General features: G+C 40.5%; 15 protein-coding genes. 3 read left to right on the top strand and 12 right to left on the bottom strand.

The window, feature by feature from the left end; translation table 11 throughout:
• Positions 1-20: 20 nt before the first annotated feature.
• From ETF27_RS05515 to ETF27_RS05460, 12 genes are all read right to left on the bottom strand, one after another.
• Positions 21-995, bottom strand: coding sequence for a F0F1 ATP synthase subunit gamma (locus tag ETF27_RS05515; protein WP_130829214.1), 975 nt, complete (start codon positions 993-995; stop codon positions 21-23).
• Between the two features lie 12 nt (positions 996-1,007).
• Complete coding sequence (gene atpA, locus ETF27_RS05510) at positions 1,008-2,591, bottom strand: F0F1 ATP synthase subunit alpha (protein ID WP_130829211.1); 1,584 nt, start codon at positions 2,589-2,591, stop codon at positions 1,008-1,010.
• 11 nt (positions 2,592-2,602) lie between these two features.
• Positions 2,603-3,139, bottom strand: coding sequence for a F0F1 ATP synthase subunit delta (locus ETF27_RS05505; RefSeq protein WP_130829209.1), 537 nt, complete (start codon positions 3,137-3,139; stop codon positions 2,603-2,605).
• Between the two features lie 8 nt (positions 3,140-3,147).
• On the bottom strand, positions 3,148-3,657 hold the full coding sequence (atpF, locus tag ETF27_RS05500; protein WP_130829207.1) for a F0F1 ATP synthase subunit B: 510 nt from the start codon (positions 3,655-3,657) through the stop codon (positions 3,148-3,150).
• 68 nt (positions 3,658-3,725) lie between these two features.
• On the bottom strand, positions 3,726-3,968 hold the full coding sequence (gene atpE, locus ETF27_RS05495) for an ATP synthase F0 subunit C (protein ID WP_130829205.1): 243 nt from the start codon (positions 3,966-3,968) through the stop codon (positions 3,726-3,728).
• Between the two features lie 55 nt (positions 3,969-4,023).
• Positions 4,024-5,139, bottom strand: a complete 1,116-nt coding sequence (gene atpB / locus ETF27_RS05490) for a F0F1 ATP synthase subunit A (protein WP_130829202.1) — start codon at positions 5,137-5,139, stop codon at positions 4,024-4,026.
• A gap of 6 nt (positions 5,140-5,145) precedes the next feature.
• A complete protein-coding gene (locus ETF27_RS05485; protein WP_130829200.1) occupies positions 5,146-5,571 on the bottom strand; it encodes a hypothetical protein in 426 nt (141 codons plus the stop codon).
• 18 nt (positions 5,572-5,589) lie between these two features.
• The gene (gene atpC / locus ETF27_RS05480) at positions 5,590-5,829 is read right to left on the bottom strand and encodes an ATP synthase F1 subunit epsilon (RefSeq protein WP_130829198.1); all 240 of its coding nucleotides are present in this window, start codon (positions 5,827-5,829) and stop codon (positions 5,590-5,592) included.
• 24 nt (positions 5,830-5,853) lie between these two features.
• Positions 5,854-7,380, bottom strand: coding sequence for a F0F1 ATP synthase subunit beta (gene atpD, locus ETF27_RS05475; protein ID WP_130829196.1), 1,527 nt, complete (start codon positions 7,378-7,380; stop codon positions 5,854-5,856).
• Between the two features lie 42 nt (positions 7,381-7,422).
• Complete coding sequence (pfkA, locus tag ETF27_RS05470; RefSeq protein WP_130829194.1) at positions 7,423-8,400, bottom strand: 6-phosphofructokinase; 978 nt, start codon at positions 8,398-8,400, stop codon at positions 7,423-7,425.
• A 560-nt stretch (positions 8,401-8,960) separates the two neighbouring features.
• On the bottom strand, positions 8,961-9,950 hold the full coding sequence (locus ETF27_RS05465; RefSeq protein WP_130829192.1) for a glycosyltransferase family 2 protein: 990 nt from the start codon (positions 9,948-9,950) through the stop codon (positions 8,961-8,963).
• The gene (locus ETF27_RS05460; protein ID WP_130829190.1) at positions 9,937-11,433 is read right to left on the bottom strand and encodes an oligosaccharide flippase family protein; all 1,497 of its coding nucleotides are present in this window, start codon (positions 11,431-11,433) and stop codon (positions 9,937-9,939) included. The genes ETF27_RS05465 and ETF27_RS05460 overlap by 14 nt, the downstream gene beginning before the upstream one ends.
• A gap of 54 nt (positions 11,434-11,487) precedes the next feature.
• Here ETF27_RS05460 and ETF27_RS05455 point away from each other — a divergent pair, with 54 nt between their 5' ends.
• From ETF27_RS05455 to ETF27_RS05445, 3 genes are read left to right on the top strand one after another with little or no spacing between them, the layout of a single operon-like run.
• Positions 11,488-12,378: a glycosyltransferase family 2 protein gene (locus ETF27_RS05455; protein ID WP_130829188.1), complete on the top strand. Its 891-nt coding sequence runs from the start codon at positions 11,488-11,490 to the stop codon at positions 12,376-12,378.
• Positions 12,333-13,313 (top strand): glycosyltransferase family 2 protein, encoded by a 981-nt coding sequence (locus ETF27_RS05450; RefSeq protein WP_130829186.1) that lies wholly within the window; start codon positions 12,333-12,335, stop codon positions 13,311-13,313. Before ETF27_RS05455 ends, ETF27_RS05450 begins: the two co-directional genes overlap by 46 nt.
• Positions 13,310-14,422, top strand: coding sequence for a glycosyltransferase family protein (locus ETF27_RS05445; RefSeq protein WP_130829183.1), 1,113 nt, complete (start codon positions 13,310-13,312; stop codon positions 14,420-14,422). Before ETF27_RS05450 ends, ETF27_RS05445 begins: the two co-directional genes overlap by 4 nt.
• Positions 14,423-14,424 lie beyond the last annotated feature (2 nt).

The following is a 14,424-nucleotide window of genomic DNA, read 5'->3' as shown; positions in this document are numbered from 1 at the left end:
GACTTTTCTGCTCTTTTAGCTTAATTATTGACAGTTCCGCCAACAATATCAAGCAATTCAGATGTAATTGCTGCCTGTCTTGATTTGTTGTATTGCAGATTGAGCGCACGTAGGAGTTCATCTGCATTATCAGTAGCTGTCTGCATGGCTACCATTCTCGCTGCGTGCTCTGAAGCATTACTATCCAATAAGGCCGTATATATCAATAAATGTAGCAATTTAGGGATCAAAGACGTTAAAACTGTCTTTAGGTCAGGTTCAATTATGAAATTATCGTTTAATGGCAGGATTTCTTCATCCTCTTTGTTGTTAGAGTTTTTAGAATGTTTCTTCAGATAATCCTGTGCTTTCTTCGTTGCGATATTTGAGGTTAAGTCGCGTTCATGATCGGAATGCAACTCTTCCTCCAAGTCAATCGGTAAATATGTTTTACGAGTTAATATTTGACTTCCTGCGCTCTTGAAATGGTGATAGATAAGTTCTACTTTATCTATTTCGCCATCCAACCACAACTTTTCTATCTCAACCGCAATTTTATAACAATCTTCAGAATGAGGCTTATCTGCCAATTCAAGAAAAGTACCTGCAGATGTAAGACCCATTTTCTTTGCTTTCTCGGCAACTTTTCTACCAAAAGAATAAATCAATATGTTATCTTTGGAGATACCCATATCTTGATATTCTTTTATTGTGTTTTGCATCATTCGTAAGATATTGTTGTTAAATCCACCACACAAAGAACTATTCGAAGCGAAAACAAGCAAAGCTACGCGTTTCACCGGTCTGTCAGTGTTGAATGGGGTCTTTATATCCGGCATCGACACGAGGAATGACTTGAGAATATGCTCTAACAAGCGCTCATAGGGCAGCATGTTTTCGATAGCGACTTGAGCATGATGAAGTTTACTTGATGCCACCATCTTCATGGCACTCGTGATTTTACGAGTGCTGTTGACGCTGGCAATTCGTTTTTTTATTTCTTTTAATGATGGCATTGCAGATTTATCTTATTTATATTGAGCAGAGATATTCTCCATAACCGTTTCAATAATTTTTGTATCCTCTTCGAGAAGTTTCCCGGAAGCCAAATTTTCAATAACATCTTTATGAGAATTTCTCATACTTTCTAAGAATTGATCTTGGCATTCACGAACTTTCTCTACAGGCACATTATGCATCAGACCATGGACACCACAGTAGAGAATTGCTATTTGCTCGCCAACGTGCATTGGTGAGTACTGCGGTTGTATCAAAAGCTGATTGTTCTTTCGTCCTCTATCCAAAGTCATAGCAGTAACCTTGTCCATATCTGATGAGAATTTGGAAAATGCTTCCAATTCACGGTACTGTGCCATATCAATTTTGAGTGTTCCGGCTACTTTCTTCATACTCTTAACTTGTGCTGAACCTCCAACACGAGATACTGAAATACCAACATTAATAGCAGGTCTGAATCCTTGGTTGAATAAGTCACTTTCCAAATAGATTTGCCCGTCAGTGATTGAAATAACGTTAGTCGGAATATATGCAGATACATCACCCGCTTGCGTTTCAATGATTGGCAGTGCGGTAAGTGAACCTCCCCCTTTTACATGACCTTGCAAACAGTCGGGAAGATCGTTCATTTGTTCTGCGATTTCTTGCTGGTCATTGATACGTGCGGCACGCTCCAACAGACGCGAGTGAAGGTAAAAGACATCTCCGGGATATGCTTCACGACCTGATGGACGGCGAAGAATCAATGAAACTTCGCGATAAGCAACGGCTTGTTTTGATAAGTCATCATATACAACAAGTGCGGAATGACCCCTATCTCGGAAATATTCACCAATGGCTGCACCGGCAAAAGGAGCGTAGTACTGCATTGCGGCCGGGTCGGCTGCTGTGGCACTTACGATGATAGAGTAGGGAAGTGCACCATGATCTTTCAGCGTTTGTACTAAGTTGGCAACTGTGGAAGCTTTTTGTCCAATGGCTACGTAAATACAATAGACCGGTTTTCCTTGCTCGTAAAAACTCTTTTGGTTGATAATGGTGTCAACGGCAATAGCTGTCTTTCCCGTTTGACGGTCGCCGATTATTAATTCGCGTTGTCCTCGTCCGATTGGAATCATTGAGTCCACACCTTTCAGACCGGTTTGCAAAGGTTCCTTAACAGGCTGGCGGTAAATAACACCCGGTGCTTTGCGATCCAATGGCATTTCAAACGCATCTGTTAGGTCAATGTCTCCTTTTCCGTCAATGGCTTCTCCAAGTGGATTGACGACACGTCCAAGGAAGTTGTCATTAACACGAATTGAGGCAATGCGATGTGTTCGCTTAACACTCTGTCCTTCTTTAATGCCGGCTGTCGGACCTAAAAGAATACATCCAACATTGTCTTCTTCGAGATTCATGACAATGGCCATCGTGCCGTTTTCGAACTCTAAAAGCTCGTTAGCCTCAGCATGACGAAGTCCATAAATACGAGCAACACCATCACTTATAGTGAGAACTGTACCGACCTCATCGAACTTTTCTTCAGCATTGATACCTTGAAGCGTCTTTAATAGAACTTCCGACACTTCACTCGGTTTTATTTTATCTGACATGTGATTTTTGTTTATTTCTTTAACTGTGCGAGTACTGAATTAAGTTTAGTCTTCACACTGGCATCCATTCTGTATGTATCGTATTCGAGGATAAAGCCTCCTATTACATCCGGATCAACTTTAACTTTAAATTCTACGGTACCTGCTGTATTGGCATGCACCAAACTTTTCATTTTTTCCTCGATAGCCGGAGTCACCGGAACAGCTGTTGTAAGTTTTCCTTGAATAATATTCTTCTGTTTTCTATATAGTGAGATATAAGAGTTCGCTATAAATATCAGGAGATCTTCCCGCCCCTCTTTCAGAACAAGTGAAATGAACGACTTCAGTAGCTCTGAATTGTCATTTCCACAAGCTTGCCTTATAAGCTCTTGTTTTTTGTTCTTTGGAAGCATCGGATTTTCTATCGTAGAACGCAACTGTGAAACCTGAGAATAACTTTTAAGGAGGGTTTGCATTTCTTGATAGAGATAGTCTTCCTGCTTTTGCTGCTGTGCTCCTTTTAATAATGCACGAGCATAACGAACCGATATTACACCTATATCCATATTTCTGTTTATTTACTAATATTGCTCACAGGAGAAACATTATCCAGCAAACGATCAATCAACTCCATCTGCTTGTCATTTGTAGAAAGTTCTTCGCGCAAGATGTTCTCTGCAACCTTTACGCTTAGCTCGGCAACTTTTTCACGAATATCTCGTAATGCATTCTGTTTATCAGCCTCGATTTCAGTTTTGGCTTCAGTTATGATGCGTACGCCTTCTTTATGGGCTTTTTCTTTTGCCGATTCTACAATGGCATCTCGCGTGGCAGTAGCTTCTTTTATGAGGGCTGATTGCTGTTCACGCGCTTGTTGCATGACGGATTCACCTTCTTTTTTTATATTGGTCAACTTTTCATTAGCTTCTTTTGCTTTCAGAAGGCTCTCATCAATATAAGCCTTACGCTCATTTACCATATTTATAATAGCGGGAAATCCGTACTTTATAACGATAAATGCTACGATAAGGAAGACGAGAGTCATCCAGAAAAGTAGTCCACTATTGGGAATTAATAAATCCATACGCTGGTTATTGTTCTTTCTTAATAATTAAATCTGGGATTTGTAGTGCGTTACGCACTTCCCTTGGATTAGAGCACAATAGCAAGAAGTGCTACGATAACTGCCAAGAAAGCCACACCTTCAATCAACGCAGCTGCGATAATCATGGAAGAACGCAGGTCGCCAATTTTCTCAGGCTGACGAGCCATGGCATCCATAGCCTGTCCACCAATACGACCAATTCCGATACCTGCACCAATAGCAACTAAACCTGCGCCAATGGCACCACCTAACTTTGCGAGAGCAACGTCTGCTAATAATAATGATAACATAATTCTTAGATATTTAATTTATTATTAATTTTATTTCAAAAATGAATGTTGTTTCTTATTCTGTTTTTTCTTTCTTTACATGAGCTTGGGAAATAAATACGGCACTTAGCATCGTGAACACTAATGCTTGGATGTAGCTCACAAGTATTTCAAGCAACATCATGAATACGCTTAAAGATATTGCGATAACTGACATACCCGATCCTGCTGCATAATTAACGATAGCGTTGTCTGCAAATGAAAACATGATAAACATAATTGCGCAGAATGACAAAGCGATGGCATGTCCCGCGAACATGTTTGCAAACAATCGGATTATCAGTGCCAATGGCTTTGTGAATATACCGAACAGTTCGATAAATGGCATCAAGGGAATTGGAAATTTCATCCATAATGGAACGTCCGGCCATAAAATCTCTTTCCAATACTCTTTCGAACCTGTGAAATTAACAATCAAGAATGTGCTAACACCGAGGAAGAAGGTACAAGTTATATTACCTGTCAAGTTGCCTCCTCCTGGTGGAAACGGTACTAATCCCATTAAATTTGCGCAAAAGATGAAGAAGAAACAAGTCAGAAGCCATGGAGCGTATTTTGGTGCTTCTTCACCCAAAGTAGGTTTTAACACCTCATCGTAAACACTCATGATAAACATGTGCATCAATCCGGTAAAACCTTTCGGTGCTTTGTCTTGTGGCTTGTGTTTCTTACACCATCTTGCAGGAATGAGAATTACCAACAATAGTACAATGGCATCAATGAACAATGTGCATACTGTTTTTGTTATTGAAATATCGATTGGTCGTAGCTCTTTACCATTAACCTTTTCGACAATTAGGTTCGGGTTGGTTGCGTCCTCTCCATTTTTTATTACCAAGTTATGAGGACCTGGACGATCACCATTCTTATCGCGTTCTTCTGAAAATTCCGAGCTGCTAAACACGTGCCACCCGGTAGTAGTATGAACAATAATAGGAAGATGGATAATGATGGGAGTAAGATTGTCCTCGGTACCTAAGTCCGTAATGTGCCATTCATAGGAATCCTTGATATGTCCCCACAAGATTTCTTTTACATCAACTGTGGCTTTCTTTGACATATCTCTTCCCTGAACAGGGAGAAATGCCGTAAGCAGTAGGATTGCGATCAGCACTTGTTTTATATGCTTCATATCTACTTATTCAATCGTTATATTTTTCTTTTCTACTTTGATAAAATAAATGCAGTCAAATATCATAAGCAACAAATAGTATATGACAAATATCGCCACAAAAGTAAGTACTTTCTCACGATTTGGCAGATAGATGACGGCTCCAATGAGTACGACTATTGCCGCTAATATCATCCTTAGCATTGAGCTTGCCATATAGAACTTACCCAATACCCGAGGGTGATTAGTTGCAAAATATTTCCAAGTCTTTCCATATGCCACGCATGAAACCAATGAGAACAACGCGCTGACAATGATAGGTGCGGACGTATTTGCGAGCATTAATCCTTGCGAGATGAGAAGTCCTGTCAAGGATATTCCCACTATGATCCAAAGACTTACCTTATTGTAATTGCGTGCTATTTTCTCTACGGTTGTTGTTTCCAATGCCATGCTCGGTTTTAGTGGAGATTACATTTCCACACAAAGATAAACCTCGTTTTTCTTAACTTCCACAAATCCCCCGAGAATATGTAATGTCTTCTTTTTCGATTCTACAGAATAGACGACACGTCCTTCTACCAATGTGGAAATTATGGGAGCATGGTTCTTGAGAATTTCAAATTCTCCCACTTCTCCCGGAACGAGCACGCTCTCAACTTCTCCTTGGAAGACATTTCTTTCAGGTGATATGATTTTAAGAAATAACATTAGCAATTATTTTATTGTTACCTATTATCCCTGAGCAGCCTCAAGAATTTTCTTTGCTTTCGCTTTTGCATCCTCTATTGTACCAACATTGAGGAATGCTTGTTCAGGAAGGTCGTCCACCTCTCCGTTTAATATTGCATTGAATCCCTTGATGGTCTCTTCTATTGGTACCATGACACCGGGAACGCCTGTAAATTGTTCTGCTACCGTGAATGGTTGCGACAAGAAACGTTGAACTCGGCGAGCGCGGTTTACAACCAACTTGTCTTCATCGGACAATTCATCCATACCCAAAATCGCAATGATATCTTGCAACTCATTGTAGTGTTGTAGCAATTGTTTCACACGTTGTGCGCATTCATAATGTTCTTTACCAACAATCAGCGGATCCAAAATGCGAGAGGTACTGCCCAGTGGATCTACAGCAGGATATATACCCAATTCCGTGATTTTACGGCTAAGCTCGGTGGTAGCATCCAAGTGTGTAAATGTTGTTGCAGGAGCCGGGTCGGTCAAGTCATCTGCGGGAACATATACTGCTTGCACTGAGGTGATAGAACCTTTCTTTGTTGATGTAATACGTTCCTGCATCGCACCCATTTCGCTTGCAAGCGTAGGTTGATAACCCACGGCAGACGGCATACGTCCGAGCAATGCTGATACCTCAGAGCCGGCTTGCGTAAAGCGGAAAATATTATCAATGAAGAACATGATATCTGCAGCTTCACCGTTCTTGCCACCATGATCGCGAAATTCCTCTGCGACGGTCAATCCTGATAGCGCGACTGAAGCACGAGCCCCGGGAGGTTCGTTCATCTGACCATAAACAAGCGTTGCCTGAGATTTCTTCAGTTCTTCTTTATCAATTAAAGATAAATCCCACTTTCCTTCGTCCATTGCCTTGCGAAATTTCTCCCCGTAGCGTATAACCCCCGATTCAAGCATATCTCGAATCAAGTCATTACCTTCACGAGTTCGTTCGCCTACACCGGCGAAAACAGAATATCCGTTATGTCCTTTGGCAATGTTATTGATAAGTTCCATGATGAGCACCGTTTTTCCAACTCCGGCACCACCGAACAAACCGATTTTTCCACCTTTCATGTAAGGCTCTAATAGGTCGATCACTTTAATTCCGGTTGCGAGCATTTCTTTCTTTGTGGAAAGCTCATCAAATTTAGGTGCTTCGCGATGAATAGGGTAAGCCCCTTCCATGTTCAATGGTTCCATACCATCAATAGGCTGTCCTACCACATTCATCATCCTACCTTTAATCTGTTCACCGGAAGGCATCACAATAGGGCTTCCCGTGATGGCAACTTCCAAACCTCGTTGCAGTCCATCGGTGTTATCCATGGCAACACAGCGAACGGTATCTTCTCCGATATGTTGTTGAACTTCAATTATCAGATCTTGTCCATTTGGACGTTTAACACGAAGTGCCTCATGTATTTTCGGCAGAACCTTCTCAGAATCTTCACCTTGAACGTCAAAGTAAACATCAATAACAGGACCGATTATCTGAGAGATACGTCCATTTATTTGTGACATACGCTTATTTGTTTATTATTTTTCTAATATCAAATTGTAAGATTATATACTTAACTCGTCTAACACCTTAATCAGCTTCATGTCAAAAGGTTTATCGGAGCGAATGGCTTCGGATAAAGGAACGTAAACCACTTCATTGTTCCGTACTCCCACCATTATGTTTCTTTGACCTTGAATGAGTGCTTCCACTGCTCCAACCCCCATGCGACTTGCAATGATTCTGTCGCGTGCCGAGGGGCGTCCTCCACGCTGTAAGTGCCCTAAGATAGTAACACGAACATCGAAATTAGGAAACTCGTTTTTTACGCGTTCAGAGTAATACATTGCACCACATTTCGGACTTTCAGAAACAATGACAATGCAACTTTTCTTAGATTTCCGGATGCCCCTTTCCATGAATCGGGACAATTGGTCAACGTCCGTGGAATCTTCGGGAATGATAGCGGCTTCAGCTCCACTTGCGATAGCAGAATTCTGAGCCAAAAATCCGGCATCGCGTCCCATGACTTCAATGAAAAATATGCGTTCATGGCTTTGCGCGGTGTCTCGAATTCTATCCACACATTCCATGATGGTGTTCAATGTTGTATCGTATCCGATGGTATTATCAGTGCCATACAGGTCGTTGTCGATAGTACCCGGTAAACCAATGCAGCAGAAATCGTATTCTTTAGCGAAAGTCATTGCTCCGGTAAGGGAACCATTTCCTCCTATTACAATTAGCGCGTCTATACCTTCTTTAATAAGGTTGTCATAGGCTTTTTGGCGTCCTTCTTCTGTCATGAAAGCTTTAGACCTTGCGGTCTTCAGTATTGTGCCTCCCTGCCCAATAATGCCACTTACGTTTTCTGTTGTAAAGGGCTTTACGTGTCCGGAAATTAAACCGTCAAAACCTCTGTAGATAGCCTTAATAGTAAAACCATTGAAAATTCCGGCTCGTGTTACTGCCCTAATGGCAGCATTCATACCGGGAGCGTCGCCACCCGATGTTAGAATACCGATAGTTTTAATTCTGGCCATAAGATATGTTGTCTTTTTCCTAGTCTTTTAATTTGGTGCAAAGGTAATAAATAATTATTTATATCCCAAAAATAAACTTAAATTATTTTCAACAACGTTGATCCTTCTTCAGAAATCTCAGAATTGGTTTACTTGTTGCAATGCGTCCTGTCGTATTTTGCAGATAATCCTTCCGTGACAATGTTATCATTATTGAACCCAAATTGCTCATTAGAGATTTAGTCATTTGTTTTCATCGGTTTCTAATGACTAAGTTGAACAAGTGCATATTTCTTGCCCTTTCAGTGTTTAGAATGGATAAAGATGTGAGCGCGGTAAGGGTCAAACAATCGGGCTGATAGACCAGTCGATGGAGTGAAAATTTTTAGTTATGAAAAGCCTTGATAATCAGGTTCTTATCTGCTATATTTTAAAAGCTTATGTTTTGCATTTCAAAAGCTTAGCTTTCGTTGTTCAAAAGCTTAGCTTTCGCAAAGCGATGTCTGTCGTATGAAAAACTTATTGTATTTATTTCTTAATGACCAATTTGGATTAATCTGCATTTTGGCGAAATATGAACATTAGTGTGTGTTTTTTCCCATCCATCCTCTTAACGTGAAATATATTTCTTCCTGCAATCTGAAAACCCACCATGAAAGTCTTAAAGGCATATAACCGAATTTTCGAGTGAGCCGTTTATCTAATCGTTTTTGCTCAATGTTGTGCCATGTTTTGTGAATGAGTTTTAGTCCTTCGGCAGCAGATTGCTTTGGCAGTTCGTTTCGATGCACAAAATAGAACATGTAGGTTCCAATCAAAATTCTCCATCTAACGTTTTCGTATAGGTTGATAATGTCTTCTGAAACATTTAATTGTAAAAGTTGTCGTTTCATGCTTTCATTTGCTCTCAGGTAGTCGAATCTCTTTCCATTTATACAATGTGTTACCGATGAAGCATGCTGTCGATAATAGTATTTCCCATCGGATAATCTTACTTCTCGAGATGCCAAATAATGTAGCCTTGTTATATTCTCGTCGCTGTATGTTCTACACGTTTCGTCGTATGGATATTTTAGATGTATCTCCCTGCGCACGGCATAAATACCATGAATTTCCCATGTTAGGCTTGCCACGAAAGCGTCATATCCGCTCATCACCTCGAATGTTTCCATAGGGAATTGTTCTTGCCGTTCTTCGTTGTAGTAGTAGATTGCATTGAAGAGAACAGAATCGGTGGAGGGATGTTTTTCATATATCCGCCAAATCTTTTCCAGCGCATTCTCTGCTAACCAGTCGTCACTATCCACGAAACAGATGATTTCACCATTTGCCCTTTTCAAACCTTCGTTTCGTGCGTGAGCTATTCCTTGATTTTCGGATAGGCAAATTAGTTTGATGCGTTCGTCTTTTTCCGCATAATCTTTTAATATTCGAACGGAATCATCTGTAGATGCGTCATCTATGCAGATGATTTCAATCTGTTTTAATGTTTGCCCAAGCAAAGAGTTAAGGCATGTGCTTAAGTATTTCCCGGTATTATAAACTGCTATGAGTACACTAATTTTCACCATAATGTTTCATATAGGATTTTATTCTTGTTGTTAAAGAATTCCATAAACTTGTCTTGGTTTTCAAGATGCTTATCGTTGTCGCTCCACTTATGAGTGCTAACATAATTCCCACCCCCCAATATAAAATGACATTTTGCAGTTTGGTGCAGAAAAACACCAAGATGCCGATAGGGATTTGCACCATCGAATACAATAGAATGTTATTGCCGGGCTTGTATTTGTATTTTATTCGGGCATAGATGAGTACAATAATGAAATCGACAATGCCGGCAGCGGTAATTCCCCAACCGGTTCCCGCTAATCCATAATGATTGAAGAATAAGATGACCAAAGCGACAATCAAAACATCGTATATGGTTTCCAAGAGAAGATAAGATATAGAGTCGCCTTTTGCCAGTGGTATGTATTGGATGGGAAGTTTCAGAGCGCGAAAGTACATAGCAATTACGATGGCTTGAGCCATTCCCAATGTCGGAATGAACTTGCCCGAATATAACAGTGGTATTAGTATGGGTAGGCAGAGCGAGAAAACTACCAAGAGTGGCGAGATGAGCAACAAGGTTACTTCAATTTGTCTGCTGACTATCCTGTTAAAAGTGAAAGTGTGCTTTACCGCACCAGATAGTCTGGGGAAAAAATCTGTTTCCAAAGAAGCAAATATTAATCCCACATACGTCATTGACATCATGTAGCCGGCATTGTATAATCCTACAGTTTCAATGTTCGCTACATTATTAATATAACTGCGAATTAAGAAATCTGCTCCGGATCCGAAGATGCCTGCAAGCACGAATGCCAGTCCTAACCGGATAATGTTAAATCCTTTGCGCATAAATCCCCATTTAAGATGTAACTTTAAGGGATAGAGTCGGTAGGAATAGCCTATGGTTAGAACCAACTGTATGAAAGCAATCAATACCAATGAAGGAACAATGGCGACCTCGTGAAAAAAATAATATAGAGGAACTGTGGTGGTTAGCGCGCCAAGAACGTTATAAACGGAAATCACTGCCAATGATTTTAGTTCTCTCAAGCCTTTTAATATGGCTAACTCTCCTCCGGTGATTGCCAATAGAGCCACGATGGGTGAAAGCAATATGAAATGGAAGGTATGACCGTCCCAAGAAAAAGTAAACTTGCTTAGAAAAGGACTGAGCAAAACGCAAATTATCATTCCCATAATTCCGGCTGCAAAACTCAAGCTGCGTACCAGTTTGATGTGCTCTTCGAGCAATTCCTTGTTGCCCGAATCCAAGTCTTCGGAAATGTTTTTGATTGCGCTGATGGATATTCCGAAGTTGGTAGAATCGCTTACCAATTTTATGGTGGAGTTAAAAAGCGATATCAAACCAACTCCATTGGGTCCCAATATCATGGCTACTAACTTGTTACGTACTATTCCTACGAGAATGTTCAAACCCTGAACACCTCCGAAGAGCCCGGTGTAACGAAGAATGTGATTGTAGCTTTCCGTTTTTTTCATTTTTAATCTAACGTAAGTAAAATGTTTTTATTATTTTTGCATCTGAGATATTTCATGAGACTAAGTATTATTATACCCATATTCAATGTTGAAGAAACGCTGGAAAGATGTTTGGAAAGCGTTTTAAGGCAATCATTTCAAAACTATGAAGTGATATTGATAGATGATGGGTCAAAAGATAATTCGAGAGAGATAGCCAAACAATTCATGAAATCAGACGATAGGTTTTCTCTTATCAGTCAATCCAATCAAGGTCTGTCGGCTGCGAGGAATGTGGGGCTGGAGCTTGCGAAGGGAGAATATGTTACGTTTATCGACTCGGATGATTTCATAGATGAGAACTTGTATGAACGTCTGATGCTTGTCTTAGAGAAACATCCCGAATATGATTTCTTGGAATATTCGGTGAAAGAACGTTACGGTTCACCACATTCTACCTACCTCATGCTAAAGGATAGGGAATATCGAGACATGGACGTGTATTGGCTCGAAAGCAAGGCTTACTGTCATACTTATGCTTGTAATAAAATATACAAGAGAGAGCTATTTTCTGAAGTCAGATTTCCAATAGGCAAAAACTTTGAAGATGTTTTCACCCTTCCGCTTCTTTTGAAGCGTTGCAAAGTAGTGGCAACAACATCGCTTGGAACCTATTATTATTGTTACAATCCAAACGGTATCACAGGAACAGCCAAGGGAAGAGATCTGAATAACCTTTTGCAGGCACATCTGCAATATCTTCGGGATGGAAACAAAACTGACGCGACTTACTATGCACATATATTGAACATTCAACTTGATGTGTTTGAAGCCACCAATTCAGCCCCCATTATCCCTATATTACCCTATCACGATACCCTAAAATTAAAATTGCTTCATTTAATCGGAATAAAGAATTTATGCAGACTAAATCGGTTTATACACAGAATATCAAAAAACCATTAATAAGTTTTATCATCACTTATCACAATGAGCCACTTGAGATGCTGCAAGAATGTCTTCAAAGCATTTTAAGTTTGACCCTTACTCGGGATGAACGCGAGATTATTATCGTGGATGACGGCTCGGATGAATCACCATTGGAGGCTTTGAGAGATGTAAGAAACGATATTCTCTACATTCGTCAAAATTCTCAGGGATTAAGCATGGCTCGCAATCAAGGCATTGATATTTCGAAAGGGGAGTTTATACAATTCGTGGATGCTGACGATTTCCTTGTCATTAGCCAATATGAGAATTGTCTCGACCTTGTCCGCTTCAATAGTCCGGATATGGTGCTTTTCAACTCAACAAGTACTGCCAATGAGAAATCTCCATTCTCGTATTCCGATCCTGTATCAGGCGCAGAGTACATGCGTCATAACAATCTGAGAGCATCGGTGTGTGGGTATATTTTCCGTAAGTCTTTGCTTTTGAGTTTGAGGTTTACGAAGAACCTGACCCATGAAGATGAGGAGTTCACGCCCAAACTGTTCTTGCGTGCCGAAACGGTTTTCGATACGAATGCCAATGCTTATTTTTATCGTATCCGAACGGATTCCATCATGCATAGGAGAGATGAAACATGGATAAGAAAACGACTGGCAGACCAAGAAAAGATAATCAGGGAACTCTATCTTCATTCCGAATTGCTCACAAGTGGCGATAGGCTTGCTCTCCAGCGCAGGGTGATACAATTGACAATGGATTATATTTATAACATCATCGTTCTTACTCATGATAAGGAATGCTTAAACGAGGCGATTGATAAACTGTCAAGGCTCGGTCTGTTCCCATTACCTGATAAGGACTATACGCGGAAATATAAAATCTTCCGGAAATTGGCAAACAACAAGTTGGGAAGGGATGTGCTGATGATTTTATTGAAGGGGAAGTCATGAGAATACTCTTACTGGGTGAGTTTAGCAATGTGCATTGGACATTGGCCGAGGGGCTTCGCACGTTAGGACATGAAGTAATGGTCGTGTCGAATGGGGACTTTTGGAAGGACTATCCTCGGGACATCGATGTTTCAAGAAAAGAGGGCAAATTGGGTGGCGTCTTATTAATTGCCAAGTTGTTAAAACTGCTTCCCCGATTTCGGAATTACGATATTGTGCAACTCATTAACCCAATGTTTTTTGAATTGAAAGCCAAACACATATTTCTGATTTATAAGTATCTGCGCAAACACAACAAATGCGTTGTACTTGCTGCTTTTGGGATGGATTATTATTGGGTTAGCACTTGTTCCGGTTCTATGCCATTACGTTACAGCGATTTCAACATCGGAAAGCGATTGCGCACTAACTACGATGCCGTGAAAGAACGGAAGGATTGGATGGGAACCGAGAAAGAAAACCTCAATAAATTTATCGCAGAGGATTGCGATCAAGTCGTAGCGGGACTTTACGAATATTGGGTTTGCTATCATCCACTGTTTCCCCGGAAAACCACTTTTATCCCATTTCCCATTTACACGGCGGATAAGCCCTTTACCCCTCATCGGGCAAACGATAAGTTGAAAATCTTTATCGGCATCAGTAGGCATCGGTCGGAATATAAGGGGACGGATATCATGCTGAAGGCTGCACAAGATATTCAGAAACAATATCCTGACAAGTTGGAACTTAAACTGGCGAATGGTGTCCCTTTCAATGAATACGTTGGCTTGATGCAAGGCTGCGATGCCATAATGGATCAGCTTTACAGTTATACGCCATCAATGAATCCGCTTGAGGCAATGAGTAGAGGTATAATATGTGTCGGTGGGGGAGAGCCGGAAAACTATGAGATTATCCATGAGAAGATACTCCATCCAATCATCAATGTAGAACCAGATTATGAAAGTTGTCGAGCGGCTTTGGAACGGCTTTTATCCTATTCTCATGAGGAGATAGTCTCGCTCCAAATCGATAGTATCGCCTATGTTAAGAAACATCACGACCATATAAAAGTAGCACGGCAATATGAAAAGCTATACAATAAATTGCTTGCTAAAAATAATTAAAA

The sequence above is a fragment of the Prevotella brunnea genome, from assembly GCF_008016795.1.
GTDB lineage: Bacteria > Bacteroidota > Bacteroidia > Bacteroidales > Bacteroidaceae > Prevotella > Prevotella brunnea.
This window is presented reverse-complemented; position numbering and strand designations above follow the sequence as displayed.

What these genes read in the sequence shown, in the direction of transcription:
- atpB (WP_130829202.1), bottom strand. Translation starts at nt 5,139, where the DNA reads ATGAAGCATATAAAACAAGTGCTGATCGCAATCCTACTGCTTACGGCA.
- ETF27_RS05485 (WP_130829200.1), bottom strand. Translation starts at nt 5,571, where the DNA reads ATGGCATTGGAAACAACAACCGTAGAGAAAATAGCACGCAATTACAAT.
- ETF27_RS05450 (WP_130829186.1), top strand. Translation starts at nt 12,333, where the DNA reads ATGCAGACTAAATCGGTTTATACACAGAATATCAAAAAACCATTAATA.
- atpC (WP_130829198.1), bottom strand. Translation starts at nt 5,829, where the DNA reads ATGTTATTTCTTAAAATCATATCACCTGAAAGAAATGTCTTCCAAGGA.
- ETF27_RS05460 (WP_130829190.1), bottom strand. Translation starts at nt 11,433, where the DNA reads ATGAAAAAAACGGAAAGCTACAATCACATTCTTCGTTACACCGGGCTC.
- ETF27_RS05455 (WP_130829188.1), top strand. Translation starts at nt 11,488, where the DNA reads ATGAGACTAAGTATTATTATACCCATATTCAATGTTGAAGAAACGCTG.
- atpE (WP_130829205.1), bottom strand. Translation starts at nt 3,968, where the DNA reads ATGTTATCATTATTATTAGCAGACGTTGCTCTCGCAAAGTTAGGTGGT.
- ETF27_RS05465 (WP_130829192.1), bottom strand. Translation starts at nt 9,950, where the DNA reads ATGGTGAAAATTAGTGTACTCATAGCAGTTTATAATACCGGGAAATAC.
- ETF27_RS05515 (WP_130829214.1), bottom strand. Translation starts at nt 995, where the DNA reads ATGCCATCATTAAAAGAAATAAAAAAACGAATTGCCAGCGTCAACAGC.
- ETF27_RS05445 (WP_130829183.1), top strand. Translation starts at nt 13,310, where the DNA reads ATGAGAATACTCTTACTGGGTGAGTTTAGCAATGTGCATTGGACATTG.
- atpD (WP_130829196.1), bottom strand. Translation starts at nt 7,380, where the DNA reads ATGTCACAAATAAATGGACGTATCTCTCAGATAATCGGTCCTGTTATT.
- pfkA (WP_130829194.1), bottom strand. Translation starts at nt 8,400, where the DNA reads ATGGCCAGAATTAAAACTATCGGTATTCTAACATCGGGTGGCGACGCT.
- ETF27_RS05505 (WP_130829209.1), bottom strand. Translation starts at nt 3,139, where the DNA reads ATGGATATAGGTGTAATATCGGTTCGTTATGCTCGTGCATTATTAAAA.
- atpA (WP_130829211.1), bottom strand. Translation starts at nt 2,591, where the DNA reads ATGTCAGATAAAATAAAACCGAGTGAAGTGTCGGAAGTTCTATTAAAG.
- atpF (WP_130829207.1), bottom strand. Translation starts at nt 3,657, where the DNA reads ATGGATTTATTAATTCCCAATAGTGGACTACTTTTCTGGATGACTCTC.